Annotated in this window: 24 protein-coding genes and 1 other RNA gene; 1 reads left to right on the top strand and 24 read right to left on the bottom strand. The window is 33.5% G+C overall.

Translation table 11 applies throughout. The features are described 5' to 3' along the window. Positions 1-741: 741 nt before the first annotated feature. From ssrA to ACO6VN_RS02510, 13 genes are all read right to left on the bottom strand, one after another. Positions 742-1,098, bottom strand: a transfer-messenger RNA (tmRNA) gene (gene ssrA / locus ACO6VN_RS02570). A 78-nt stretch (positions 1,099-1,176) separates the two neighbouring features. Next, on the bottom strand, positions 1,177-1,644 hold the full coding sequence (gene smpB, locus ACO6VN_RS02565) for an SsrA-binding protein SmpB (protein ID WP_037539407.1): 468 nt from the start codon (positions 1,642-1,644) through the stop codon (positions 1,177-1,179). A gap of 10 nt (positions 1,645-1,654) precedes the next feature. Then, entirely contained in the window at positions 1,655-3,982 is a 2,328-nt protein-coding gene (gene rnr, locus ACO6VN_RS02560) for a ribonuclease R (protein ID WP_216683886.1), read from the bottom strand. Positions 3,983-4,015: 33 nt separating this feature from the next. Beyond that, positions 4,016-4,756 carry an alpha/beta hydrolase gene (locus tag ACO6VN_RS02555; RefSeq protein ID WP_017000771.1) on the bottom strand — a complete coding sequence of 247 codons (741 nt, stop codon included), beginning with the start codon at positions 4,754-4,756 and terminating at the stop codon, positions 4,016-4,018. A gap of 90 nt (positions 4,757-4,846) precedes the next feature. Further along, positions 4,847-5,080 (bottom strand): preprotein translocase subunit SecG, encoded by a 234-nt coding sequence (gene secG / locus ACO6VN_RS02550; protein ID WP_017000772.1) that lies wholly within the window; start codon positions 5,078-5,080, stop codon positions 4,847-4,849. Positions 5,081-5,149: 69 nt separating this feature from the next. Next, positions 5,150-6,493 (bottom strand): 3-phosphoshikimate 1-carboxyvinyltransferase, encoded by a 1,344-nt coding sequence (aroA, locus tag ACO6VN_RS02545; protein ID WP_194201001.1) that lies wholly within the window; start codon positions 6,491-6,493, stop codon positions 5,150-5,152. Positions 6,494-6,737: 244 nt separating this feature from the next. Next, a complete protein-coding gene (eno, locus tag ACO6VN_RS02540; protein ID WP_017000774.1) occupies positions 6,738-8,042 on the bottom strand; it encodes a phosphopyruvate hydratase in 1,305 nt (434 codons plus the stop codon). A 29-nt stretch (positions 8,043-8,071) separates the two neighbouring features. Continuing rightward, a complete protein-coding gene (gene gpmI, locus ACO6VN_RS02535) occupies positions 8,072-9,607 on the bottom strand; it encodes a 2,3-bisphosphoglycerate-independent phosphoglycerate mutase (protein ID WP_194201002.1) in 1,536 nt (511 codons plus the stop codon). Next, positions 9,607-10,368, bottom strand: coding sequence for a triose-phosphate isomerase (tpiA, locus tag ACO6VN_RS02530; RefSeq protein WP_017000776.1), 762 nt, complete (start codon positions 10,366-10,368; stop codon positions 9,607-9,609). Before tpiA ends, gpmI begins: the two co-directional genes overlap by 1 nt. A 22-nt stretch (positions 10,369-10,390) precedes the next feature. After that, a complete protein-coding gene (locus tag ACO6VN_RS02525) occupies positions 10,391-11,581 on the bottom strand; it encodes a phosphoglycerate kinase (protein ID WP_064204482.1) in 1,191 nt (396 codons plus the stop codon). Between the two features lie 114 nt (positions 11,582-11,695). Next, positions 11,696-12,706 (bottom strand): type I glyceraldehyde-3-phosphate dehydrogenase, encoded by a 1,011-nt coding sequence (gap, locus tag ACO6VN_RS02520; protein ID WP_017000778.1) that lies wholly within the window; start codon positions 12,704-12,706, stop codon positions 11,696-11,698. Positions 12,707-12,754: 48 nt separating this feature from the next. Then, positions 12,755-13,771 (bottom strand): sugar-binding transcriptional regulator, encoded by a 1,017-nt coding sequence (locus ACO6VN_RS02515; protein WP_017000779.1) that lies wholly within the window; start codon positions 13,769-13,771, stop codon positions 12,755-12,757. A gap of 149 nt (positions 13,772-13,920) precedes the next feature. Beyond that, a complete protein-coding gene (locus ACO6VN_RS02510; protein WP_194201003.1) occupies positions 13,921-14,166 on the bottom strand; it encodes a glutaredoxin family protein in 246 nt (81 codons plus the stop codon). Positions 14,167-14,606: 440 nt separating this feature from the next. Between ACO6VN_RS02510 and clpP the strand changes: the two genes are divergently transcribed. Then, positions 14,607-15,197, top strand: coding sequence for an ATP-dependent Clp endopeptidase proteolytic subunit ClpP (gene clpP / locus ACO6VN_RS02505; protein ID WP_017000781.1), 591 nt, complete (start codon positions 14,607-14,609; stop codon positions 15,195-15,197). Between the two features lie 58 nt (positions 15,198-15,255). Here the strand turns inward: clpP and whiA are convergent, their stop codons facing one another. The 11 genes from whiA to uvrA form a co-directional block, all read right to left on the bottom strand. Then, a complete protein-coding gene (gene whiA, locus ACO6VN_RS02500; protein WP_017000782.1) occupies positions 15,256-16,197 on the bottom strand; it encodes a DNA-binding protein WhiA in 942 nt (313 codons plus the stop codon). A gap of 125 nt (positions 16,198-16,322) precedes the next feature. Then, entirely contained in the window at positions 16,323-16,472 is a 150-nt protein-coding gene (locus tag ACO6VN_RS02495; protein ID WP_017000783.1) for a hypothetical protein, read from the bottom strand. Between the two features lie 109 nt (positions 16,473-16,581). Beyond that, positions 16,582-17,568 (bottom strand): gluconeogenesis factor YvcK family protein, encoded by a 987-nt coding sequence (locus tag ACO6VN_RS02490; protein ID WP_064204485.1) that lies wholly within the window; start codon positions 17,566-17,568, stop codon positions 16,582-16,584. Then, positions 17,555-18,469: an RNase adapter RapZ gene (rapZ, locus tag ACO6VN_RS02485; RefSeq protein WP_194201004.1), complete on the bottom strand. Its 915-nt coding sequence runs from the start codon at positions 18,467-18,469 to the stop codon at positions 17,555-17,557. The genes ACO6VN_RS02490 and rapZ overlap by 14 nt, the downstream gene beginning before the upstream one ends. 260 nt (positions 18,470-18,729) lie before the next feature. After that, positions 18,730-19,677, bottom strand: a complete 948-nt coding sequence (trxB, locus tag ACO6VN_RS02480) for a thioredoxin-disulfide reductase (protein WP_017000786.1) — start codon at positions 19,675-19,677, stop codon at positions 18,730-18,732. Positions 19,678-19,740: 63 nt separating this feature from the next. Next, positions 19,741-21,189, bottom strand: a complete 1,449-nt coding sequence (locus tag ACO6VN_RS02475) for a tetratricopeptide repeat protein (RefSeq protein ID WP_422404192.1) — start codon at positions 21,187-21,189, stop codon at positions 19,741-19,743. Continuing rightward, positions 21,186-21,668, bottom strand: coding sequence for an acyltransferase (locus ACO6VN_RS02470; protein WP_017000788.1), 483 nt, complete (start codon positions 21,666-21,668; stop codon positions 21,186-21,188). The genes ACO6VN_RS02475 and ACO6VN_RS02470 overlap by 4 nt, the downstream gene beginning before the upstream one ends. A 14-nt stretch (positions 21,669-21,682) precedes the next feature. Beyond that, positions 21,683-22,510 carry a prolipoprotein diacylglyceryl transferase gene (gene lgt / locus ACO6VN_RS02465; RefSeq protein WP_194201005.1) on the bottom strand — a complete coding sequence of 276 codons (828 nt, stop codon included), beginning with the start codon at positions 22,508-22,510 and terminating at the stop codon, positions 21,683-21,685. Next, positions 22,507-23,439 (bottom strand): HPr(Ser) kinase/phosphatase, encoded by a 933-nt coding sequence (gene hprK / locus ACO6VN_RS02460; RefSeq protein WP_017000790.1) that lies wholly within the window; start codon positions 23,437-23,439, stop codon positions 22,507-22,509. The genes lgt and hprK overlap by 4 nt, the downstream gene beginning before the upstream one ends. Before the next feature lie 358 nt (positions 23,440-23,797). After that, positions 23,798-24,148 (bottom strand): hypothetical protein, encoded by a 351-nt coding sequence (locus ACO6VN_RS02455; RefSeq protein ID WP_194201006.1) that lies wholly within the window; start codon positions 24,146-24,148, stop codon positions 23,798-23,800. Between the two features lie 16 nt (positions 24,149-24,164). Then, positions 24,165-26,999, bottom strand: coding sequence for an excinuclease ABC subunit UvrA (uvrA, locus tag ACO6VN_RS02450; protein WP_194201007.1), 2,835 nt, complete (start codon positions 26,997-26,999; stop codon positions 24,165-24,167). Position 27,000 lies beyond the last annotated feature (1 nt).

Genomic DNA, 27,000 nt, shown 5'->3' with positions numbered 1-27,000 from the left:
TGTGGTAATTTAAATATACAAAGGACGATGCACATACATGCATCGCTCCTTATGAGCCCGTTAAAAAGACGGTGACTTGATTAAGTAACGGCTATTAAATAACCATCTCGCAACCTGCCAAAGTTAGACATGGTTATTTTTTATGGTCTTTTTTACTAATTAATACTAAACCAATGATTGACATGACAATCATCAGTAATTCATAATCAGTCAATGTTACACCTTTCTAGGAGTCAAACCATATTTCATAGGCATCACCCCTTATTTAAAGAGATTAGCCACCATCTATCCAACTTGCTCACTTTAACATTTTATCTTCATTACCAAAATTTGTCTATTTACAGAAAATGCATATAATCGCTTGAATCTGTGCAAATTTTAAATTTTTTATTTCAACTGAAGTACCAGTCATTAGATTCTAATATACTTTCATTATAAAACCCATCTATTATTTTTAATAGACAATATATTTAAATTATAGTAATTTGAATATAGAAAAAGGACGACGCACATACATGCATCGCCCTTATGAGCCCGTTAAAAAGACGGTAGCCGGAATTGAATTTATATAACCATCTTGCCGACCAAAGCTAGAGATGGTTATTTTTTATGGTCTTTTTTACTAATTAATATTAAACCAATGATTACTTCTAAAGGTTTAATATACTAATAGTTTTTCCATATTTCTGTACTATACTAATGCAAAATAAAAACCCTCAACCACAATGGTTGAGAGCTATGTAGTGGAGACGGCGGGAGTTGAACCCGCGTCCAGAGATCCTGATACAAATGTTTCTACGTGTGTAGTCTAGTCTTTTTTGTTTCGCGTTGTATCAGGGGACTGACACCCTATTACAACGCTAGTTTGATTAATCTCTTCTCGTCAGACTTCAAACGGCAGTGACGAGCGTATCCTACTTAAGTTGAATCACGTTAACAGCACATAGGCGATGCTGTTAGGTGATGCAGAGTGCTATTACGCAGCTACTGCTAAGTTTTGTTGTTTGCCAGTTATTATAACTGTTGTGTTGATGACGGAGACAACCCTCCGACACGCTTCATAAGCTCGGGGACCCCTGTCGAATCCGTAACGTCCCCTGAATAAGAAATATACTTCCTTTTAGCAGAAGTATATTTAATAATAACAATTTTTTATTGATTAATCAATATAATTGCTTAATATCGATGCTTCATTGCTCTTTCTACATCACGTTTTGCTTCTTTTTCTTTCAGCGCATGACGTTTATCATAATCTCGTTTACCTCTTGCTATCCCTAAAAGAACTTTACAGTAACCGTGTTTAATATATAGTTTAAGCGGTATTAATGAATACCCTTTTTCTTTTGAGATACCATATAATTTATCGATTTCTTTTCTTTTTAAGAGCAGTTTTCGATTTCTTAATGGATCATGATTATAACGGTTACCTTCTTCATACGGTGCAATATGCATATTGTAAACGTACATTTCTCCGTTGTATACACGTGCATATGAATCTTTTAAGTTTGCACTACCTCGGCGAATGGATTTGATTTCTGTACCTTGTAATACAATTCCCGCTTCAACCGTATCTTCTATTGTATAATCATGGCTTGCTTTACGATTTTGTGCTAAAGGTTTGTTGTGTACTTTTGGCACATCCATCACCTACTTTCTATTTTTTCTTACGTCTTGCATTCTTTTTAACGGCTTTTGCTTTATAAAAAGGTTTATTGTTTTTATCGCCTTGTTTACCTTTTGCTCTGCCTTTTTTATGCTTATTATTTTTATCGTTTTCCTTCGATGGTCCACGTTTTTTAGCTTTTATTGTCTTTTCTCTTGCGAGTTTTTCACGATTCTTTTCAGCTATTGGCATACCTACGATTTGGAAATCAATCATTCTTTCATCAACATTAACATTTATAACTTTGACTTCTACTTTATCACCGATTCTAAAGACTTTAGCTTGTCTTTCACCAATAATAGCCATACTGCGCTCATCAAAATTATAATAATCATCTGTTAAGTTAGAAATGTGTACCATACCTTCGATAGTGTTTTCTAATTCTACAAACATACCGAAGTTAGCTACTGAACTGATTATACCAGTATAAACTTCGCCAACATGTTGAATCATATACTCTGATTTCTTCAGGTCATCTGTATCACGTTCTGCATCTATCGCTCTTCTTTCACGTGTAGATGTGTGATCTGCAATTTCAGGTAATACTTCTTCCCAATGTCTAATTTGTTTATCATTCATTGATTTATCGATTAAATATTTACGAATGAGTCTATGCACAATTAAATCTGGGTATCTTCTAATTGGTGAAGTGAAATGTGTATAATAATCAGCTGATAAACCGAAGTGACCTAAGTTTTCTTCACTATATCTTGCTTGTTGCATACTTCTTAACATTAAAGTGGCAATTACCATTTCTTCTTTTTCACCAGCTACTTCTTGAACAATTTTTTGTAGTGTAGATGGATGAATATCTTCGCTTGTACCTTTAACTGTAATACCAAAGTTCGTAATAAATTCAAAGAATTGATTTAAACGTTCTTCTTTTGGATTTTCGTGTACACGATAAATGAATGGTAATTCTAATTTACTGAAATGTTCTGCAATTGTTTCGTTAGCAGATAACATAAAGCTTTCGATTAATCTTTCAGCGTCATTTCTTTCTCTAACTTGAATATCTGTTGGAATACCGTCTTCATCAACTAATACTTGAGCTTCTTTAATATCAAAATCAATTTCACCACGTTTTTTACGTTTAGCAATTAATTGTTGTGATAATTGGTTAGCTAAATCAAGCATAGGTGTGATTTCAGCAAATTTCTCTCTAATTTCAAGGTCTTTGTTCTCAATGATGCTATTTACATCAGTGTAAGTCATTCTATAATCTGAATGAATGACACTTTCAAAAATCTCATGGCGAACAACTTCGCCTTGTTGATCAATTTCCATTCTACAGCTTAAAGTAAGACGGTCTTCATTTGGATTTAATGAACAAATACCATTACTTAGTCTGTGAGGTATCATTGGAATAACTCTATCTACAAGATACACACTAGTGCCTCGATCATAAGCTTCTTTATCTAACTCACTATTTTCAGTTACATAATAACTTACATCCGCGATACTTACTGTTAACTCTGTTAATCCATTATCTAATGCTTTTACAGATACAGCGTCATCTAGGTCTTTAGCATCCGCACCATCAATAGTGATTGTTAATTCATCTCTTAAATCACGTCTATTTTTAGTTTCTTCTGGTTTAATTTTGTCTGGTACTTTTTTAGTTTCTTCTATTACACTATCCGGAAACTCTATATTGATTCCATGTTGGTAAATAATAGATAGAATATCAACACCAGGGTCATTTTTATGCCCTAAAATTGCTTTAACGTGACCTTCAGGATTATGAGTACCATCTGCATATTCCGTAATTTCCACAAGTACTTTATGCCCTTCAACAGCGCCTAAATTTTTACCTTTTGGGATAAAAATGTCTTGTGTAATACGTTTATCATCTGGCAATACGAAACCAAAGTGTTTAGCTTCAGTATAAGTACCAACTACTTGCGTAATATTACGTGTCGTAATAGCCTTAACTCTTCCTTCAATTTTACCTTTGTGGTCTCCACGTGATGGAACGACTTCTACTAATACTTCATCGCCGTCCATCGCTTTATTAATTTGATTTGGTGGTATAAAAATATCTTCGATTGTATCATCTTCAGGTCTTAAGAATGCAAAACCTTTTTTATGTTGGCTAAGCTTCCCTTTAACTAAATCTGATTTATCTCTTTTCTTTTTATATCTATCCGTCTTTGTTCTTTCTAGTTGACCCGTTTGTTCTAAATCAACTAGAACTTTAATTAATTCTTTAAATGAATCAGCGTTACTTAATCCCATTACGTCTTGAAATTCACTTACCGTCATGGGCGTGTAGTCTTTCTCATTTATGATTTGTTCAACTTCTTCTCTTAGATTCATAGCGGGCCTCCTTTCTTGTTTTTATATTGTGTCTTATTCGGACCAATCTAATGATTCTAAGAATTGATATACGTCTTCAAATACTTTCTCTTTTTCTTGTCCGATTGTTATAACATGACCAGATTCTTCATACCACTTAATATATTTATCATCAGATGAAGATGAATTATAAATAATATTAGCAGAATCAGGATTTATCATTTGATCAAGCTTGCCTTGTACTACAAATAAAGGATCAAATACTTCATCAACTTGATCTCTAACTGCTTGAATAGTATTTTGCAATTCAGTTAAAGTGTCTGTCGGATGAAAATGTTTCATTTCTTCTTCAATTTGTTCACTTGATTTACCTTCATATTTTTTAAATTCTCTTGCATAATCTAGTACACCTTCAAACATAGTACCTTCTGTCTTAATGTACATAGGAGAACACATAGTTACTATACCTTTCACATCACGATTTAAACTTAATTTTAAGCTAAAAACGCCACCCAATGATAGTCCAGCTACTGCTATTTCAGTATACCCTTTTTCCACAAGAAAATCATATGCATCTAAGCAATCTTTAAACCATACATATGGGCTTGATTCTAATATTTCTTCTGGTGGTCTTCCATGACCTTCATAATGCGGAGCATATGATGTATATCCTTTTTTCTGTAAGAAACGTCCTAATTGTCTAACGTCTGATGAATTACCTGTAAATCCATGCAAAAGTAATACTGCGCGTTTACCTTCTTCAAAGAAGAAAGGTTTAGGTAATTGAATTCTCATGATCGACCATCCTTTTACTCTATTTAACTCTATTGTATCTTTTTTTCACTTGTAAACAAATAAAAAAGTCCGACATTACCCGTCGGACCACTACATTTTAAAGTAAGTTATTGCTAACATAATTAAGAAAAATAAAATCGCTAGAATGATTGTTGTTCTGTGTAAAACTAAATCTATTCCACGTTGCTTTTGTTTACCAAATAATTGTTCTGCTCCACCACTAATTGCACCTGATAAACCGGTACTTTTACCTTCTTGAAGTAATACAACGGTAATCAATGCAATACAATCTATGATTAATAAGACGATTAAAAATGTATGCATGGACTCGGTCCTCCTGTCTATTATAACAGTAGCATTATAGCACATTTACAAAATGCACTCAAGTTTTCATTAGTCATAATCTATTGACATGCCTAAAGATTTTAACATTTCAAAGTACGTTGGACAAGTCTTTGATACACATGCTGGGTCAAGCAGTGTTATACCATCTACTTTTGTGCCTACTAAACTAAGAGACATAGCTACTCGGTGGTCATCAAATGTATCCAATGTAGCACTTTGAATCTCTCCTGGCTGAATCGTCCATCCATCTTGATGTTCTTGTATGTTAATCCCTAGCTTAGTCAAGCTTTCAGTTAAAGCTTCAACTCTATTACACTCATGATTACGTATATGTTCAACACCAGTAATTGTAATTGGACCATCCGCAAACGCTGCTAATGTACCGATTGTAAGTGCTTGGTCTGAACATGCATTCATATCGATTGTTAAATTACCTTTGAGCTGTTCTGGGCCAGTAATAACGACATAATCTTCACCTTTTTTAACAGTAGCACCCATTTTTTCTAAAATGTCTACAACTTCTAAATCAGGTTGATGGGTTTTTAGGTTTAAATGATTAATCTTAATTGTCGATTTGTTCAGAGCTGCTAGAGCCATAAAATAACAAGCAGTTGATAAATCGGCTTCTAAAGGTAAATTAGTCGCTTGATAAGAACCTTTTTCAACCTTCATATGTTTATAGTCATCTGAGACTTCTACGCTTATTCCAAATTGTTCCATTAATTCTATCGTGATATCTACGTATGCACTTTGTACTATCTCTGTTGTTAATTCAATTTCTGTTGTTTGATTAAACAATGGTGCAGCAAGTAATAATCCACTAATAAACTGACTAGATTTATCGCCTGCTATCATGACTTTACCACCATTTTCAGGTGTCCCTTTAATTTTTACTGGAAGTTGGCCTTCTTTTTCAATATAAGAGACTTCTACTCCTAATTGGATAAGTGCATCATGTAAAGTTTTATGTGGTCTACCAGCTAATTGTTCCGTAGAAGTGATAGTAATTTCACTTTTATCTTGTGTCCCTAAAATACCAGGTAAAAATCGAGCGGTCGTGCCTGCTGAACCAATGAATACTGTTTGTTCTTCTGGAAGACTTTCCATATCTACACCAGTAATATTGATTGAATCTCCTTCAAACTCGAAAGTTGCTCCTAATTTCTTTAATGTTTCCATGCACCAATAAGTATCATCACTTTTAAGATAACCAGATAACTTTGAAGTACCTTTACTAAACCCTGCTAAAATAAAAGCACGATTCGTTACACTTTTACTCCCTGGTATAATAATTTCTTTATTAAATACTTGATCTGTTGGATGCAAACTTAATTTTTCTACACCATCTAAACTAGACCAAGGTGATTTTGCACTTTTTAAATTAATCGTCATCTGTGAAATCCTCCTATAAACATAATTCTCTATATTATAGCCCATTTTAACACGTAATGGAATGATAATGACACATTTAATTTAAAGCGTTAAAGCGTTACTGTAAAAATAGTTTGTTTTAATATAAAAAAACCACCAATCTGTTAGATAATGTGAAATCCAACAAATCGATGGTTTAATTTTGAGAATAGATATATTCATACTAGTCTCATATTTTGTGAATCATTTTATATTAAATGCACAATTATTTAGATAAGTTATAGAAAGCTTTTATACCTTCAAATTTACCAGTTTCATATAATTCATCTTCGATACGTAATAATTGATTGTATTTAGCAATACGATCTGTTCTAGATAATGAACCAGTTTTAATTTGACCAGCATTAGTAGCAACTGCGATATCTGAAATTGTAGTATCTTCAGTTTCTCCTGAACGGTGAGAAATAACTGCAGTGTAACCAGCTTTTTGAGCCATTTCGATAGCTTCGAATGTTTCAGTTAATGTACCGATTTGGTTAACTTTGATTAAGATTGAGTTACCGATACCTTTTTCGATACCTTCTGATAATTTTTCAGTATTTGTAACGAATAAGTCGTCACCTACTAATTGAACGCGGTCTCCGATACGGTCAGTAAGGATTTTCCATCCGTCCCAGTCGTTTTCGTCCATACCGTCTTCAATAGTGATGATAGGATATTTGTTAACTAACTCTTCTAAGAAATCAACTTGTTCTTCGCTTGAACGTTTAACACCGTGTTCACCTTCGAATTTAGCATAGTCATATACGCCGTTTTCGAAGAATTCTGAAGCTGCACAGTCAAATCCTAAAACTACATCTTTACCTGGCTCTAAGCCAACAGCTTTAATAGCTTCTAAGATAGTTTCAACGCCATCTTCAGTACCTTCGAATTCAGGAGCGAATCCACCTTCGTCACCTACTGCTGTGTTTAAACCACGAGATTTCAAGATTTTAGCTAAGTTATGGAAGATTTCAGCTCCCCAACGTAATGCTTCTTTGAATGATTCTGCACCTACCGGTAAAATCATGAACTCTTGGAAAGCAATTGGTGCGTCAGAGTGTGAACCACCGTTTACAATGTTCATCATTGGAACTGGTAATTGAACACCGTTGAATCCACCAAGATATTTGTATAAAGGTTGTCCTAAGAAATCTGCAGCTGCATGAGCTACTGCGATTGAAACACCAAGGATAGCATTTGCGCCTAATTTACCTTTGTTTGGCGTACCATCTAAAGCGATCATTAATTTATCGATTGATACTTGTTCTAAAACTGAAATTTCACCTTCGATAATTTCTGGTGCAATAATTTCGTTAACATTTTCTACTGCTTTAAGTACACCTTTACCTAAGTAACGATCTTTGTCTCCGTCACGTAATTCAACTGCTTCATATTCACCAGTTGAAGCGCCTGAAGGTACTAATGCTCTACCAAAAGCACCACTTTCTGTTAATACTTCTACCTCTACTGTTGGGTTACCACGTGAATCTAATACTTCGCGTGCATAAATATCTGTAATAATTGGCATATTTAAAACTCCTTTTTCATAATAGTTAATTATTTTTTAATTAATGATTCACCAGTCATATCTTCTGGTTGTTCTACTCCTAGTAAGTCAATAAGTGTTGGTGCTAAATCTGCTAGTTTGCCACCACTTCTTACTTCTACCCCTTCTTTAGTTACAATAACAGGAACAGGGTTTGTTGTATGTGTAGTCATTGGTGATTCAGTATCTGTTAATACTTCATCAGAGTTACCATGGTCAGCTGTTATAATTGCCGTACCATTCATAGATAATATTTTATCTACTACTTCACCTAGACATTCATCTACTGCTTCGATAGCTTTAATAGTTGGCTCAAGCATTCCACTATGACCAACCATATCCGGGTTAGCAAAGTTTAAAATGATTAAATCTAAATCACCTTTATCTAATTCACCGATTAAAGCATCTTTAACTTCGTAAGCACTCATTTCAGGTTTTAAATCATATGTTGCTACTTTTGGTGAGTCAATTAGCACACGACGTTCACCGTTAAATTCAGCATGTGAACCACCACTCATAAAGTAAGTTACATGTGGGAATTTTTCAGTTTCAGCAATTCGTAATTGATTTAAATTGTTCTTCTCAGCAACTTCACCGATTGTATTTTTAATATCAACTGGTTTGAAAGCTACTTCAGCAAACACATCATCACTATAATTTGTGAACGTTACGAAATATAAATCTTCTAGTTTACGTTTGATTTCGAAACCTTCGAATTTCTCATTTGTGTAAACTTGGCTTAATTGTGCTGCTCTATCGGGACGGAAGTTGAAGAATATCATTGCGTCATGACTGTTAACGCCATTATTTTCAACGCCTTTTTCTTCATCTTTCACGATAAATGGCACAACAAATTCGTCTGTAAGTCCATCTTTATAGTTTGCTTCAACACCTTCAACAGCTGTTGGGTAAACAGGACCTTCACCATTAGACATTGCATTATATGCTTTTTCTTCACGATCCCAACGATTATCTCTGTCCATTGCATAGTAACGACCAGAAATAGAAGCAAATTGTCCAATGCCTATTTCTTCGAATTTATTTTCAGTTTCTTCGATATATCTGATAGCTGATTTTTGATCAACATCACGACCATCTAAGAATCCATGAACATAAACTTTTTTAACACCTTGCTTTTTAGCTAATTCTAGTAAAGCAAATAGATGTTTGTAGTGACTGTGAACACCACCGTCTGATAATAATCCCATTAAATGTAATGTTGAATCATTTTTTACGACATGTTGCATTGCTTCTTTTAATGCTTCAATTTCAAAGAAATCGCCGTCTTCTATAGACTTATTAATACGAGTTAAACTTTGATAAACAACTCTGCCGGCACCAATATTTAAGTGACCTACTTCAGAGTTACCCATTTGACCTTCTGGTAGTCCAACATCTAGACCACAAGCTGATAATTCGTTATGTGGATATTTATTGTAATATCTATCAAAGTTTGGTTTGTTGGCTTGTTTAACCGCATTACCATGTTCTTCTTCACGGTTTGCAAATCCATCAAGTATGATAAGTGCTGTTGGTTGTTTAGCCATTACTTTGCACCTTCTAATAGTGCTACAAATGAATCAACTTTTAATGAAGCGCCGCCAACTAATGCGCCATCGATATCTGATTGAGCCATATATTCTTTAATGTTTTCAGGTTTAACACTACCACCATATTGAACACGAAGTGCATCTGCAGCTTCTTGTGAGTATGCATTTGCTACAACTTTACGAACATGTGCACACATTTGGTTAGCATCTTCTGAAGTTGAAGATTTACCAGTACCAATAGCCCAAATAGGTTCATAAGCTATAACTGTTGATTTAACTTGTTCTTCAGTGAATCCTTTAAGAGCAGCTTCAACTTGGTCGCCTACTACTGATTCAGCTTTGTCTGCTTCTCTTTCATCTAAAGTTTCACCTACACAAATAATTGGTGTCATATTATGAGAAAATACAGCTAATGCTTTTTTGTTAACATCTTCATCTGTTTCACCAAAGTATTCACGACGTTCAGAGTGTCCAAGGACAACATATTTTACGCCTAAATCTTCTAATGCTGCTGGAGAAGTTTCACCAGTGAACGCACCACTGTCTTCAAAGTGAGCATTTTGAGCACCGATTTGTAATCCTTCTGCTACGCCTTCTTTTGTTAAATTAACAAGTGCATCTAATTGTAAAGTTGGTGCACAAATTACTGAATCAACTTCGTTTGTATCAGGTAAAGCTGGAAGTTCATTAACAAAGTCTTTTGCTTCTTGAACTGTTTTGTTCATTTTCCAGTTACCTGCGATAATTGGTTTTCTCATGATATATTAACTCCTTTTATAATTATTTTTCTGAAATAGCTTCGATACCTGGTAATTCTTTGCCTTCTAGATATTCTAGTGAAGCACCGCCACCAGTTGAAATGTGTGAAAAGTCATCAGCAAATCCTAAGTCCATTGCCGCTGCAGCAGAATCTCCGCCACCGATAATAGTAGTTGCATCTTTTAAGTTTGCGATAGCTTCACATACACCGATTGTACCTTTAGCAAAGTTATTGAATTCAAATACGCCCATTGGACCGTTCCAAACAACAGTGTTAGCCCCTTCTAGAGCTTCAGTGAACAATTCTACTGTCTTAGGACCAATATCCATTGCTTCTTGATCAGATGGAATTTCATCTATAGAAACTTCAGTGATTTTTGCATCATTTGAAAATTCTTTTGCTACTTTACAATCTACTGGAAGGATAATTTTATCTCCTGCACGATTTAGTAATTCTTTAGCAAAATCAATTTTATCTTCTTCTAATAATGATAATCCAATTTCTTTACCTTGTGCTTTAAAGAATGTATATGCCATTCCACCACCGATAATAACTTTATCAGCGATATTTAATAAGTTTTCAATTACGCCAATCTTATCTGAAACTTTAGCACCACCTAAAATAGCTACTAAAGGACGTTCTGGGTTATTTACTACGCCACCGATAAATTTAATTTCTTTATCCATTAAGAATCCTGATGCTGTTTCAACATTAGATGCGATACCAACGTTAGATGCATGTTCACGGTGTGCTGTACCAAATGCATCATTAATAAATACATCGCCTAAAGAAGCCCAATACTTACCTAATTCAGGATCATTTTTAGATTCTTTCTTGCCATCTACATCTTCGAAACGTGTGTTTTCAAATAATAACACTCCACCTTCAGATAAATCATTGATAGCATTTTCTAATTTTTCGCCACGAGTTTCAGGAACAAATGTTACTTTTTCATTTAATAATTCGCTTAAGCGTTCTGCTACTGGTTTAAGTGATAATTCTTTTTTATCTTCTTCTGTTTTCACTTTACCTAAATGTGAGAATAAAATAACTTTACCGCCTTGTTCGGCAATATATTTTATAGTAGGAAGCGCTTGAACGATTCTGTTGTCATTTGTAATTGCTCCGTCTTTCATTGGTACATTAAAATCTGCTCTTACAAGTACCTTTTTACCTTTTAAGTCAATATCTTTAACATTCTTTTTTGCCATGACTAGTCTTCCTCCTCTGAATAATAGAAAATGCTTAACGATTAAAAATAAGCGGAGAAGCGTTGTGCTCCCCGCTTACTCATAAGCATAACCTATTTAGTTCATTTAATTAAATTATTTGTTAGCTTCTGCAGCTAAATATTCTAAAGTACGAACTAATTGTGAAGTGTAAGACATTTCGTTGTCATACCAAGCAACAGTTTTAACTAATTGACGGTCTCCAACTGTCATTACACGAGTTTGAGTTGCGTCGAATAATGAACCGTAAGTGATGCCGATAACATCAGAAGAAACGATTTCATCTTCAGTGTATCCGAATGAATCATTTGTAGCATTTTTCATTGCTTCGTTGATTTCTTCTACAGATACTTCTTTATCTAATACTGCTGTTAATTCAGTTACTGAACCAGTTGCTACTGGAACACGTTGAGCTGATCCATCTAATTTACCTTTTAATTCTGGGATAACTAAGCCAATTGCTTTAGCTGCACCAGTTGAGTTAGGTACAATGTTTTCAGCTGCTGCACGAGCACGACGGAAGTCACCTTTAGCATGTGGAGCATCTAGTGTATTTTGGTCACCAGTATAAGCATGAATTGTCATCATTAATCCTTCAACGATACCGAATTCATCATTTAATACTTTAGCCATTGGAGCTAAACAGTTAGTAGTACAAGATGCACCAGATACAATTTCTTCTGAACCATCTAATTCATCATGGTTAACATTGTATACGATTGTTTTCAAGTCGCCTGAAGCTGGAGCTGAAATTAATACTTTTTTAGCACCTGCGTCGATGTGAGCATGAGCTTTTTCTTTATCAGCGAAGAAACCAGTACATTCTAATACTACATCGATGTCTAGGTCTCCCCAAGGTAATTCTTTAGGGTTAGGATTTTCGAAAGTTTTGATTTCTTTACCATTTACACGGAATCCGCCTTCAATTACTTCTACTTCATCTTTGAAACGACCTTGTGTAGAATCGTATTTTAATAAATGAGCTAACATAGCGTCATCTGTTAAATCGTTGATTGCTACTACTTCGATATTTTCTACTTCTTGTAATCTTCTAAATGCTAAACGACCTATTCTACCAAATCCATTAATTGCTACTTTAGTTGCCATTATGATGGCCTCCTTTAAATTTGTTATTTGAAAAAGGCTATTAACCTTTTATTCCGCATTGATTATTGCTTTTGCAGCACTTTCATCAGTTACCAAAATGGTATTCTTCGGTGCAATTTCAAGATATGCTTTAATCGCATCTGCTTTCGATGCACCGCCCGCTACTGCAAAAATATTTGTTTTTGTCGCTAAATCTTCTAGTTGCAAACCAATCGTTTTGACACGATGTACGACCTCGCCTTTGGCATTAAAATAATAACCAAAAGCTTCTCCGACTGCATGATGATGTTTCAATTGACTTAAGACTTCATCTGAAGACTTTCTTCTTTCAGCCATTTTCAGCGCATCACCAATCCCGTGAATAATAAAATCCGAGCGACGAATTGCATCCAGAACCTCTATAACAGCTGGTTCTTTCAGCAAAGTCTCATATGAGCTTTCGCTTACTTGGTCTGGAACATACAAGACCTTATACGACCCACCAGTTCTATTTGCCATGCTTGCACAAATCGTATTAGCTTGAAATACTACATTTTCTCCCAAGCCGCCACGAGCTGGTGTGAACAAAATGTCTTTATCTAATGGATGTAATGACTCACTAACTTTAGCCATCGTCGATCCACCAGTTACTGAAACAGATGCTTTATCATATAAAGACTGTTCAAGTAATTCTCCCGTTACATTTCCCATCTCCGCCTTAACTGTTTCATCTTTATCAGAGTTACCTCTTACGATATGAACTTTCACGCCATATTGATTGAAAATCTCATCTTCTAAGTGATTGAAACTTGAATATAATGTGAGGTAATGAGATAACGATGCTAACGTGTGCTCGCCAGTCTCAGTTAGTTTCATACCTGTAGATTGAACGCGGATTAAATCTTGCTGTTTTAAAATTTCTATCTCTGTTCTCAATACCCGTTCAGTAATATTCATAACATCACTTAATGTTCTTCTGCCAATAGGTTGCTTCTTCTCAATCGTTGATAAAATATTAAAACGTCGATACATCTTGTCAATTAGGTCAGGCACAAGTCTATGTTGTATCTTTAACAAATCTTCCATAAACATGTCCCTCCTCACAAATTAACAGATGGGCATTTTCTAACCTGGGTTAGACATTTTTTGTCCCATGTGGGTCAAAAAAATAATATCTGTTTACAGTTATTATAATACACCCACTGCAAACTGATTGCAAGTAAAAGCAATTTGATTTAACTTAATTTTTCTACTTCTTCTAATAATGTTACGAAATCAATATTTCCTTCTTGAAGTATTTTATCTTGATACATGACAATTGGAATTCTAAGCATGTATTCATTCAATAAATAATCATTATCTTCTATATGTATTGTTTCAATATTAACAGGCTTTTCATAAGTTTCTTTGAAAAATTCTAGTTGATATTTCGCATCTTTACACAAACCACAATTTCGTCCAATGTAAAATTTAATGTTCATGTTCTCATCCTTTAGTTAAAATAGCCTCCCCGGGACGAATTGAACGCCCATTTCAAGAACCGGAATCTTGCGTGTTATCCGTTACACTACGGAGAGTTAAATCTTAATTGTTTATTTATAATGCCTTAACATCTTCATTATATAATAAAGTTATCAATTATAGGGAGTGATTATAATGACTTACAGCCAAGCAGAAAACATTATTAAAAAAAGATGCGAATATTTTAATATGGATGTCACGCTTATACATTGCACTCAGCTTATTGATTACGGAAACTATTATATCATTTATGCAACCATTGACAATAATTGTCGCAAATTTCCTGTGTATAAATCAGCTATTTAAGTTATAATATTCATCAGTAGGTCATATATTTTGACCATGTTTGACTTTGTGTTGTATGATATGGTCATTAACATATTCAAAGGAGGATTAACTGATGAATTTAATACCAACAGTTATAGAAACAACAAACCGCGGTGAACGCGCTTATGATATTTACTCACGTTTATTGAAAGACCGCATTATTATGTTAGGTTCTGCTATCGACGATAACGTAGCGAACTCAATCGTATCACAATTATTATTCTTACAAGCTCAAGACTCTGAAAAAGACATATATCTTTACATTAACTCACCTGGTGGTAGTGTAACAGCTGGCTTTGCTATCTATGATACAATCCAACACATCAAACCAGACGTACAAACTATTTGTATAGGTATGGCAGCTTCAATGGGATCATTCCTATTAGCAGCTGGTGCAAAAGGTAAACGTTTTGCTCTACCTAACAGTGAAGTAATGATTCACCAACCACTTGGTGGTGCACAAGGACAAGCAACTGAAATTGAAATCGCTGCTCGTCATATCTTACGCACACGTGAAAAATTAAACAACATCTTATCTGAAAGAACAGGTCAACCAATTGATAAAATCGAAAGAGATACTGACCGCGATAACTTCTTAACAGCTGATGAAGCTAAAGATTATGGTTTAATCGACGATGTTATGCATCCTGAAGATATAAAATAATTTTTTAATAAAAAACGCCTTTCCAATTTATTTTGGAAAGGTGTTTTTATTTATATACTTAATTAATTGTTTCGCCGCTTCTTATTTTATCTGCCATTTCATTTAATTTACGTAACCTATGATTAATACCTGATTTAGAAATTTTACCTGTACTTACCATTTCTCCAAGTTCTTTAATAGAAACATCTTGGTTATCAATCCTTAATCTTGCCACTTCTCTTAAACGATCCGGTAAATTGTCTATTCCAATCTCTTTATCGATTAATTGAATACTCTCTACTTGTTTCATCGCTGCACTTACGGTTTTATTTAAATTTGCTGTTTCACAATTTACAAGTCTATTCACTGAATTACGCATATCTCTAATAATTCGAACATCTTCAAATTTAAGCAACGCTTGATACCCACCTATTAAACTTAAGAAATCCGATATTTTTTCTGCTTCTTTTAAATAACTAATGTAACCTTTTTTACGCTCTAACTGTTTAGAATTTAATTCATACTGATTCATTAAAGCTGTTAAATCTGCTGAATGCTCCTCATATAATGAAAATATTTCTAAATGATATGATGAAGTTTCCGGGTTGTTCACTGACCCGCCCGCTAAAAATGCACCTCGCAAATAGCTTCTTTTACAAATATCATTTTTTAAAATACTTTTATCAATTTCTTGTTTAAACATACCATCTTGCAGTATACCAAGTTCATCTAGTATTTCTTTTGCTTTAACTTTAATTCTACTAATATATATATTGTTTTTCTTGAGTTTCATTTTCTTTCTTACTAATAATTCAACTTCTACACCGAAGCATTTTTTTATTAGTGAAAATATACGTCGTGCTATGGCTGCGTTTTCTGTTTGAACATTTATAACAAATTGTTGATTAGAAATGCTTAAGTTTCCATTCATTCTAATCAAAGCTGAAAGTTCTGCTTTTGCACAATCATCGTCAACTTCTATTCGCGTTAATTCATTTTTCATTTCTGAAGCAAAGCTCACAGCAGATCACCCTTTCTTATTTATACACATAAAAATAATGATATGCCGAAAGACATATCATACGTTTCATTTCTACTATATATTACATGGAACAGCCGGGCGTATCAAGTTATTCATCTTAAGTTTTATTTTTTTGCTGTTTCTTTGATAATACCAAACAAAATCATAGTCACGCCTATAATTAAAAAGATAACCCCTAAAGATTGATGAACAACTAACCCTGTTAACAATAAAATACATCCAATAAGTACCATCAAAATTTGTACTCGTTTCATAACTACCACCCCATTTTGTAACCCCTTACAAATACACTTTTATTCTACTTCAATTTTTAAAAGAAGCATAGTAATAACATTATAAATATTATTACTATGCTTCTCTAATTTATTTATCTTTTTTGTATTGAATCGTACTAATTTCTTGAAGAACAACTTCATATATAATACGTGCAAGCACTTTATTATTATGTCTAATATATTGATGTGGTGTAATACTCACAAGGTTTTTATCATGAATACATTGAACGCCCATCTCTTTTAATTTGTCATGATCAAAATCTACTTGTTTTGCATCTTCTTCTTCATATCTCAATAAAATTTCTTTATTAAAACGTTCATTCTGACAAATTACAAAATCTATAAACGACGCTCCTACGTGATCGTGAATTGCTTTAACATGATCACTCACGCTATATCCAGTCGTTTCACCTTTTTGTGTCATAAGATTACATACATATAATCTTTCAGCTTCCGTATTAATAATCGCGTCTCTCATCTTGTTTAATATTAAATTTGGTAAAATGCTGGTATACAACGAACCAGGTCCCATAACAATTAAGTCTGCTTCTTCTATCGCTTGTATTGCTTCAGGCATTGGCTCAATGTCTTCAGGTGTTAAATATACTTCTTCTATCTTTTTAGATTTTTTAGGTATATTCGATTCACCGACAACAACTTCTCCATCAGACATAACCGCATTAAGCACAATACTTTTAGTTGTAGATGGTATAACTTGTCCTTTAATATTTAAAATTTTACTTAATTCTTTTACGGCATGTCCGAAATCATCCGTTATATTAGTCATTGCTGCTAATAATAGATTTCCTATTGAATGACCACCCAATTTTTCCTCTTCAAAACGATATTGGAATAATTTTTCAAGCATTGGTTCTGTATCACTTAATGCTGCTAACACATTTCTAATATCACCAGGTGCAGGTATATCCATCACATCACGGATTTTACCTGTACTACCACCGTCATCAGCAACTGTAACAATGGCAGTTATATCAATTGGATAATCTTTCAGTCCTCTTGCTAATACTGAAAGACCTGTTCCGCCTCCAATTAGGACAACTTTAATTTTTTTCATTTTTTATTCTACTTTCGATATGTGCATCGCGATGTGACGTATACACAACATAATCAAAATTATCTTTAATATCTTCACCTAGTCTTTTAGCAAGTGCTACAGAGCGGTGTTGACCACCTGTACAACCAATTGCAATTGTTAATTGTGATTTACCTTCTTTTTTATATCCTGGTAACATAAACATCATTAAATCACTAAACTTCTTATAAAAAGTCGAAGTCTCTTTCCATTTCATTACATATTGGTATACTTCATCGTCTAACCCAGTTAATGGCCTTAATTCGTCTACATAATATGGATTAGGTAAAAATCTTACATCAAATACAATATCTGCATCTATAGGCATACCATGTTTAAAACCAAAGCTCAACACCCTTACTTCGAATGTTGATGAAGGATCTTTTTCGAAAGTTTCAATTAATTCTTGTTTTAATGATTTTGGTTTCATTTCTGTAGTATCAATCACAAAATTACTAATACCTTTAATGTCACTTAGCAACTCTCTTTCTTGCTCAATAGCTGCTAACAAGCTTCCTTTTTCACTAAGTGGATGTGTTCTTCTTGTTTCTTTATATCTTGAAATTAACCTTTTATCGTTAGCTTCTAAAAATAGTATATCTACAATAACCTTTTTTTCACTTTGTATATAATCTAATTCTTCTCTTAAGTTATTAAAAAAATCTCTTCCTCTTAAATCAATTCCGATTGCTACTTTTGATAAGGAAGGATTACCTTGATCCATCAAATCTACGAATTTTTGTAATAGGATTGGTGGTAAGTTATCTACGCAAAAATATCCTAAATCTTCTAACGCCTGTAATGCTACTGATTTACCTGCACCAGACATACCTGTAACGACTATTAATTCATTCTTCACATTGCTCTTGTCGACAAGTTGCATAACTATTCTCCTTTGACTATCAAATATACCTTTATATTACATGATAACATCATAAAATACATTAAATATATGAAGCTATCGATATTTATTAAAAGAGCGGAACAGAAATTATATTTTGTTAAAAATTTTGTAGTACTGCTCAGACAAGGAAGTTTATGATAAAAAATTGTTCTAAGCTCATTTCAGCCCAGTCAGCTACTCCCTATGTAATGAAACAGTCCGGGACATTTATATATGTCCCGGACTGTTTATAAATTTGATTAAATTAATTGTTCTTCGTCTTCTAGTGTTTCAATATAAGCTTGAGCATTTTGAGCTGCTATGCTACCATCACCTGTTGCTGTAACGATTTGACGTAATGTTTTTTCACGGACATCTCCTGCAGCGTATACACCAGGTACGTTCGTTTCCATTTCATCATTTGTTTCAATATAGCCATTTTCATTTAAAATACCTAATGATTCAAATGGTTTAGTTAATGGTTTCATACCGATGTAAATAAATACACCATCAGCTTCATGTTCTACTTCAGAACCGTCTTCAGTTGATACTAATGTTACTGAACCAACTTTTCCATCTTTTTCATTAATAGATTTCAATGTTGAATTCCAAATGAAGTCCATTTTTTCATTTTTAAATGCACGATTTTGAATGATTTTTTGAGCTCTTAATTCATCTCTTCTGTGTACAACTGTTACTTTGTCTGCAAATTTAGTTAAGAACATGCCTTCTTCTACAGCAGAATCTCCTCCACCAATAACGTAAATATTTTTACCTTTAAAGAATGCACCATCACAAACTGCACAGTAACTTACACCACGGCCACCTAATTCTTGTTCACCAGGCACACCAATTTTCTTATATTCTGCACCTGTCGCAATGATAATTGCATGTGCAGTTAGTGTTTTATCTCCCATGTTAACAACTTTATAATGACCTTTATCTTCTATATCTTTTATATCACCATATTCATATTTAGCACCAAATTTTTGCGCGTGTGTAAACATTTTAGTTGATAAATCTGGTCCAGTTATTAAATCAAAACCAGGGAAGTTCTCTACATCTTCTGTATTTGCCATTTGTCCACCTGGCATACCACGTTCTATCATCACAGTTGATAAATTAGCTCTTGAAGCATATACTGCTGCTGTCATACCAGCTGGACCTGCCCCAACAATAATTACATCATAATCTACTTGTGTAGTCATTTATAAACTGCCTCCTCTTATTAATTCAGTAGAATTGTACAACAATCATTCACATAAGCAAACTTATATGCTCACTAATGCTTTTATCGCTTTATTTAAGCGATAAGCTGTTATGTTAAATGAATTTTGTATTTCTTTTTTAGTTATTTTTTTATTTAATGTCTTTAAATAAATATAAATCGACGCGGCAACATAGTGTGTTGCTTCTTCAATATTTTCATGTTCTGCAATCAACATTTCAGCATGTTCTATCCATGACACGAATAATTCTTTACCATAATGTTGATATTCAGATTGTTCTATCAATCTCATACCTTCATCAATAAAACCTAGTTTATTAAGATGTAAATCTTGAAAGATATACGTAATATATAGTCGTTCATAATCAGGTAAATTCTCTAAAACTTCCCAAGTTTCATGGGACATGACTAACTCTTTATTCTTCATATGCCCCAATAAGAATATTCCATATAAACGATATCTATAATCTTCATCTTTTAATAAAGGTAACACTTGCTTATCTAGCATATCTTTAAGGTCGTCAATTTTCCATGGAGGTAATTGACTATGGTATTGTACACTATCTTCAAACTTTAGCCAATGACGTTTAGCCTCTTCCAAATAACCTAAATGATAAAAATTATAACTTAAGGCATGATGTAATTGTGGTGTACTCGCCTGAGGTTTCTTTAAAAGTGGCACTAACAATTGGTTTGAAGATTTATGCTTACCTAAATAACTTAACACTACACCCAATTTAAATGACTCTTCGTCATTAATAGGATGTAGCTTACTTAATTGTTTTAAATAATGGTTAAATCTATCCATTTGTTCAGTGTTATATAATAGTAATGTCATATGGCAAAGTGCATAAATATCTGAGGGGTCCTCATCTAAGATTGTTTGTAATAATGCTTCTGCTTCTTCATATTTACTGTTATACAGCAACGCCATCGCTTTTAAATTCATGATATGCACATCTTCTTGCATAGTTAAACGCTGTCGTTCAAGGTAGTGGTATGCTTCATCTAAACGACCATTACCAAATAAATATTGAAAGATATGCTGAATTACAAATCTTTCTGCTTCTTCTTCAACTACTGTTTGATCATCATATTTCACTTCGAACTTTTGTATCATTTCATCAAAATAATCTTGGTCATCTTCCTCTGTTACATACCTTAAACCGAATAAAAATGCCTTGTTCGGTTCATTTGATTTTATGAACATCTGACTTAAATAAAAATAATAATCTGTTACAAAATTGCCCTTAGCTATTTGATCATACATTAGTTCTTCAGCTTTTGTATTTTGATTAAGCTCTACAAGACATTCAGCGTATGGCGGAATAATAACAAAATCATCAGGTGATAGTTCAAGTGCTTTTTTAAATAAAGACTCAGCATATATATAATCTTGTTCTCTCATTTTTTCCATAGCCTTATGGTAATAGAAGTCTTTATCAAACCTAACATGTATAATATTCGAATTGTCTCCCAATGATTTATTCACCGCCTCTTCTTAAGTTGCATTGGATTGCCAAATGCCATCATATCCTCAGGAACATCTTTCGAAACGATAGTTCCGCTAGCTACAATAGCATTATTTCCAATGTTAACGCCAGCTAAAATCGTCGCATTTGCTCCGATTAACACATTATCTCCAATGTTAACGCGACCAACCCTATATTCTTCTACTAAATACTCGTGGCATAATATTGTCGCATTATATCCTATTACACAGTTACTACCTAGTGTAATAAGTTCCGGGTATAAAATATCTGGCGTTGCTTTAAATGCAAAAGCAGTTTCCCTTCCTACTTTCATTTTTAAAGCTTTTCGATATAACCAATGTTTCCATTTAAGACTTGGTAAATATCTACTAATTTCAATGATAATAACATTTTTACATACTTTTATAAAACGTATTGTTTGATACATTTTCCATAATGGATTCGCACCAGAAACTTTCTTTATTTTTAATGCTCTCAAAATTAACACTTCTTTCAATTCGAGTTATGGTAATAACCTTTAACTTCTCTGAATTTAGGTAAATCATAACGTATCCTTCTATATAATATAAAGATGATTGATGCAATAATAATGACAATAGATATTACTTGAGCAATTCTTAAATATTCAGTAAGCATTAAACTATCTGTTCTTAATCCTTCTATAAAGTATCGACCAATAGAGTAATAAATTAAATATGCAAAGAATGTTTCACCAATTTTTAAATGTGGTCTTATTAATAATAAAATAATAAATCCAATGATATTCCATATCGATTCATATAGGAATGTAGGTTGATAAAATACACCGTCAATTTGCATTTGATTAATGATAAATTCAGGTATATGTATGTTTTCCAAGAAGCTTCTTGAAACAGGTCCACCGTGTGCTTCTTGATTGATAAAATTACCCCATCTCCCAATGGCTTGCGCTAAAATAATACCTGGCGCCACAATATCGACCATTTGGAAGAAGGATAAGTTTTTCACTCGACATAATATTGCCCCAGTTAAAAATGCACCAATTAATCCACCGTGTATAGCAATTCCACCGTTCATAATTAAAGGTATCTCTGCTAAGTGTTGACTATAATATTCCCATTCAAATGCAACATAATATATTCTTGCACAAATGATGGCCATAACCACACACCAAATGATTAAATCAATTAACGTTTCTTCTTTAATTCCTACCTTTTTAGCCGTTCTTTGTGACATAAGATAACCAATTAATATACCAGATGCGATTATGATTCCATACCACCTAATTGAAAGTGGTCCTAATTGAATTGCGACTGGATCTATCCCTAGCACTTCCATCATTCTTTCTCCTTACTAGCGTTTTTTAATATTTCAGCATTTAGACGATTATTAAATTCTTCTGCCGTATTAATACCCATATTGTTTAGACGATAGTTCATCGCTGCTACTTCAATAATGACAGCTAAGTTTCTACCAGGTCGAACAGGTATTGTTTTCTTAGTAATTTTAGAATCGAGTATTTTTAATGTTTCTTCATTTAATCCTACACGATCATAAATTTTTTCTTTGTGCCATGTCTCTAAATTGATATTTAATTTAATACGTTTTTCCATCAAAATCGAACCGGCTCCAAATAATGTCATTACGTTAATGATACCTAAACCTCTTATTTCTAATAAATGTTCAATGATTTTCGGTGCTTTACCGATTAATTCATTCTTATTAATTTCTTTTATCTCTACGTTATCATCCGCTACAAGACGATGACCTCTTTTTACAAGTTCTAATGCTGTTTCACTCTTCCCAACACCACTATCGCCAGTAATAAGAACACCAACACCATAAACGTCAACAAGTACACCGTGCAACGAAGTTTCAGGCGCTAATTCTCTTTCTAAATAGCTTGTCACTTGTCCCATCAATTTTGTAGTTGATGATTCGCTGATAAGTAGTGGCGTATTTTCTCTATTACAGCTTTCTTTTAATTCTTCAGGCGCTTCTAGTCCACGCGTTATAATAATAGCTGGTGTTTCCGGTCTACATAATTTAGCCATGCGTCCTTCTTTTTCTTCATCCGGCAATAAATTATAAAATGATAATTCTGTCGTACCTAATACTTGAATTCTGTCTGAAGAATAATGTGAAAAATACCCTGCCATCTCGAGCCCAGGTCTTGATAAATCAGTTTCAGTTACTTTGCGATGGAGTCCAGCCTTCCCAGCAATGACTTCCATGTTAAATTGTTCTATTAATTTACTACTTGTAATCATAGGTTCACCTCTAGGTTAATATATGTTAATTCTAATGAACTTTAGTGATAACTGCAATCATTATAAATATACGAAAAGTGACAATAAAGCAAAAACTAGAAGATTAAAGTTCGTTATTTTAAATTATTTGACTTTAAATATAGAAATGTTGCACGTGACACTTCTTTAGCGACTTTATACATTCGTAAATTTCTATATGAGCAGAAATTATATTATTTCTAATAAAAAAAGAGACTGGGACATAAATACATGTCTCAGTCTCTCATTATAAAGGCAGTAGCTGACTAGGTGGGACTACGAAATCTTTTTATTAAAATGAGATTTCTGTACCACTCCCAAACGTAACTTTCTAAGCTACTTATAAATTATTATTTTGATCGTTGTTATTATCGCTATTCTCGTTGTTTCCTTTGTTAAATGAGCGGATAATTGTTCTTAATGATTCGTCTAATTGTTGTACTGGATCCACATCGCTGTTTTCTCTATTTTGAAATTGTTTATCAAATTCAGTTTTACCGTTTTTAGCTGTTGATTTTACTTTTTCAAATAAATCTTCAAATAATGTTTCTACATTTTCTCTAGATTTACTTGTGAATGCTGTTGATTTTTGACCATTATTTGAAGTAGCTTCTAATAGTTTCACCGCTTCATCTACATTAATATGGTCTTTCTCGATTAATTCTAAAATCTTTAACTGTACTTCGTTCATACTTTCGCCTCCCGTTTTATGCTCGATCTCTTTCCAAAATCGGCTTTAAATATTTACCAGTATATGATGCATCTGCTTCTACTATATCTTCTGGTGTTCCTGTTGCGATGATTTCTCCACCGCCATCTCCACCTTCTGGACCTAAATCAACGATATAGTCTGCTGTTTTAATGACATCTAAATTATGTTCTATAATAATGACAGAGTCACCATTTTCTACAAGTCTGTTTAATACACTTAGCAAGCGTTTTATATCATCAACGTGTAAACCAGTTGTTGGTTCGTCAAGAATATATAACGACTTACCGTTAGAACGTCTGTGCAGTTCAGATGCCAGCTTCACACGTTGAGCTTCACCACCGGATAAAGTAGTAGCAGGTTGACCGAGTTTAATATAACCTAGGCCAACATCAACAAGTGTTTTGAGCTTTCTATTTATCTTTGGCAAGCTTTCAAAGAAATGATACGCATCTTCTACAGTCATTTCTAATACGTCAGAAATATTTTTTCCTTTATATGTTACTTCTAACGTTTCTCTATTATACCTTTTTCCATCACAAACTTCACATGGTACGTATACATCAGGTAAGAAATGCATTTCAATTTTGATGATTCCATCGCCTTTACATGCTTCACAACGGCCACCTTTAACGTTAAAACTAAATCTACCTTTTTGATAACCTCTTACTTTAGCTTCATTCGTTTGACTAAATACATCGCGAATATCATCAAATACACCTGTATATGTCGCCGGATTAGATCTTGGTGTTCTACCTATTGGTGATTGATCTATATCAATAATTTTTTCTATTTCATTAACACCTTTAATAGATTTGTGTGCACCAGGTCTTGTTTTTGTATTATAAAGTTGTTTTTGAAGTCCTTTGTATAATACTTCGTTAACTAATGAACTTTTGCCGGAACCAGAAACACCCGTTACACAAGTCAATACTGATAATGGAAAATCTACATCTACATTCTTCAAGTTATTACTCGTTGCACCTTTTACAGAAATTTTGCGTTTCGTTATTTTTCTTCTCTTAGCCGGCACGACAACTTTTTCTTTACCGCTTAAATATTGACCAGTTAAAGAATCTTCATTAGCCATGACTTCTTCTGGTGTACCGCTCGCAACTATTTCACCGCCATGAACACCAGCTTTAGGCCCTATATCTACTAGGTAATCTGCTGCTTTCATCGTATCTTCGTCATGTTCCACAACAATTAAAGTGTTGCCCATATCTCTCATAGATTTCAAAGTATTAATTAATCGGTCATTATCACGTTGGTGTAGTCCTATAGAAGGCTCATCTAGAACATAAAGTACGCCTGATAACCTTGAACCAATTTGCGTTGCTAATCTTATACGTTGCGCTTCACCACCAGATAAAGTACCTGATGATCTGTTTAATGTTAAATATTCTAAACCAACGTCATTTAAGAATGTTAGTCTTTCGTGTATTTCTTTCAAAATTAGCTTAGCAATTTGACGCTCAGTTTCATCAAGCGTTAAATTATCGAAGTGTTTTAACGAATCACTTATAGAATATCTTACAACTTCACCTATATGTTGACCGTCTACTTTAACACATAAAGCTTTTTCATTTAATCGATAACCATTACATGTTTCACATGTTTTTTCGACCATGTATTTTTGCATAACTTCTCTTACATATTCAGATGGCGAATCATGGTATCTTCTTTCGATGTTATTCAACACACCTTCAAAAGCCATCGTTCTTGTACGTTTTGCTTTTGTACCATAATCTTGATTAAATTCAAATTTAATTTCATCATCATGACCACGTAAAATGATATTTTTTTCTTTTTTAGTTAAATCTTTAAATGGCTTATCCATATCTATTTTAAAATGCTCACATGTTTGTTCTAATAACGTTGGATAATAATTAGAACTAATAGGTTGCCATGGTAATATAGCACCATCTTTAAGGCTTAAAGTTTTGTCTGGCACAACTAAATCTATATCAACTGTTAATTTACTGCCTAAACCATCACACGATGGACAAGCACCAAATGGACTGTTAAATGAGAACATTCTAGGTTCTAAATGATCAACAGAGAATCCACAAATTGGACATGCATGGTGCTCTGAAAACTTAATTTCATCACCATCAATAACGTCAGCAATTGCAGTACCATCAGCTAATTCTAAAGCAGTCTCTAATGAATCAGCTAGACGTGCTTCTATGCCATCTTTAACGACTAAGCGGTCTATTACGACATGAATTGTATGGTTTTGATTTTTATTTAATTCTGGTACATCGTCCACGTCTAAAATTTGACCGTCAACTTTCAATCTCGCATAACCTTTTTTAGCAATATCGTCGATTAATTTCTTATGTGAACCTTTTCTTCCAGAAATTATTGGAGATAGAATTTGAATTTTAGTTCTTTCTTCTAACTCCATTACTTGGTCGACCATTTGCTGCACGGTTTGAGATTTTATTTCTATACCATGGTTTGGACATATCGGTCTTCCTACTCTTGCGTATAGTAATCTTAAATAATCATAAATTTCAGTTACCGTTGCAACAGTAGAACGCGGATTTTTACTCGTTGTTTTTTGGTCAATCGAAATAGCTGGTGACAGCCCTTCAATTAAATCAACGTCCGGCTTATCCATTTGTCCTAAAAATTGTCTTGCGTAAGCACTTAAAGATTCTACATATCTTCTTTGTCCTTCAGCATAAATAGTATCAAAAGCTAGTGAAGATTTACCTGATCCAGATAAACCTGTCATCACTATTAATTGATCTTTAGGTATTTCAATATCTACATTTTTTAAGTTATGTGCTCTCGCACCCTTTACGATGATGGATTTATTTTTCATC

It is taken from the genome of Mammaliicoccus sp. JADD-157, assembly GCF_049310805.1.
Lineage (GTDB): Bacteria > Bacillota > Bacilli > Staphylococcales > Staphylococcaceae > Mammaliicoccus > Mammaliicoccus lentus.
Note: the sequence above shows the minus strand (reverse complement) of the source record. Positions and strands in the feature narration are given on the sequence as shown.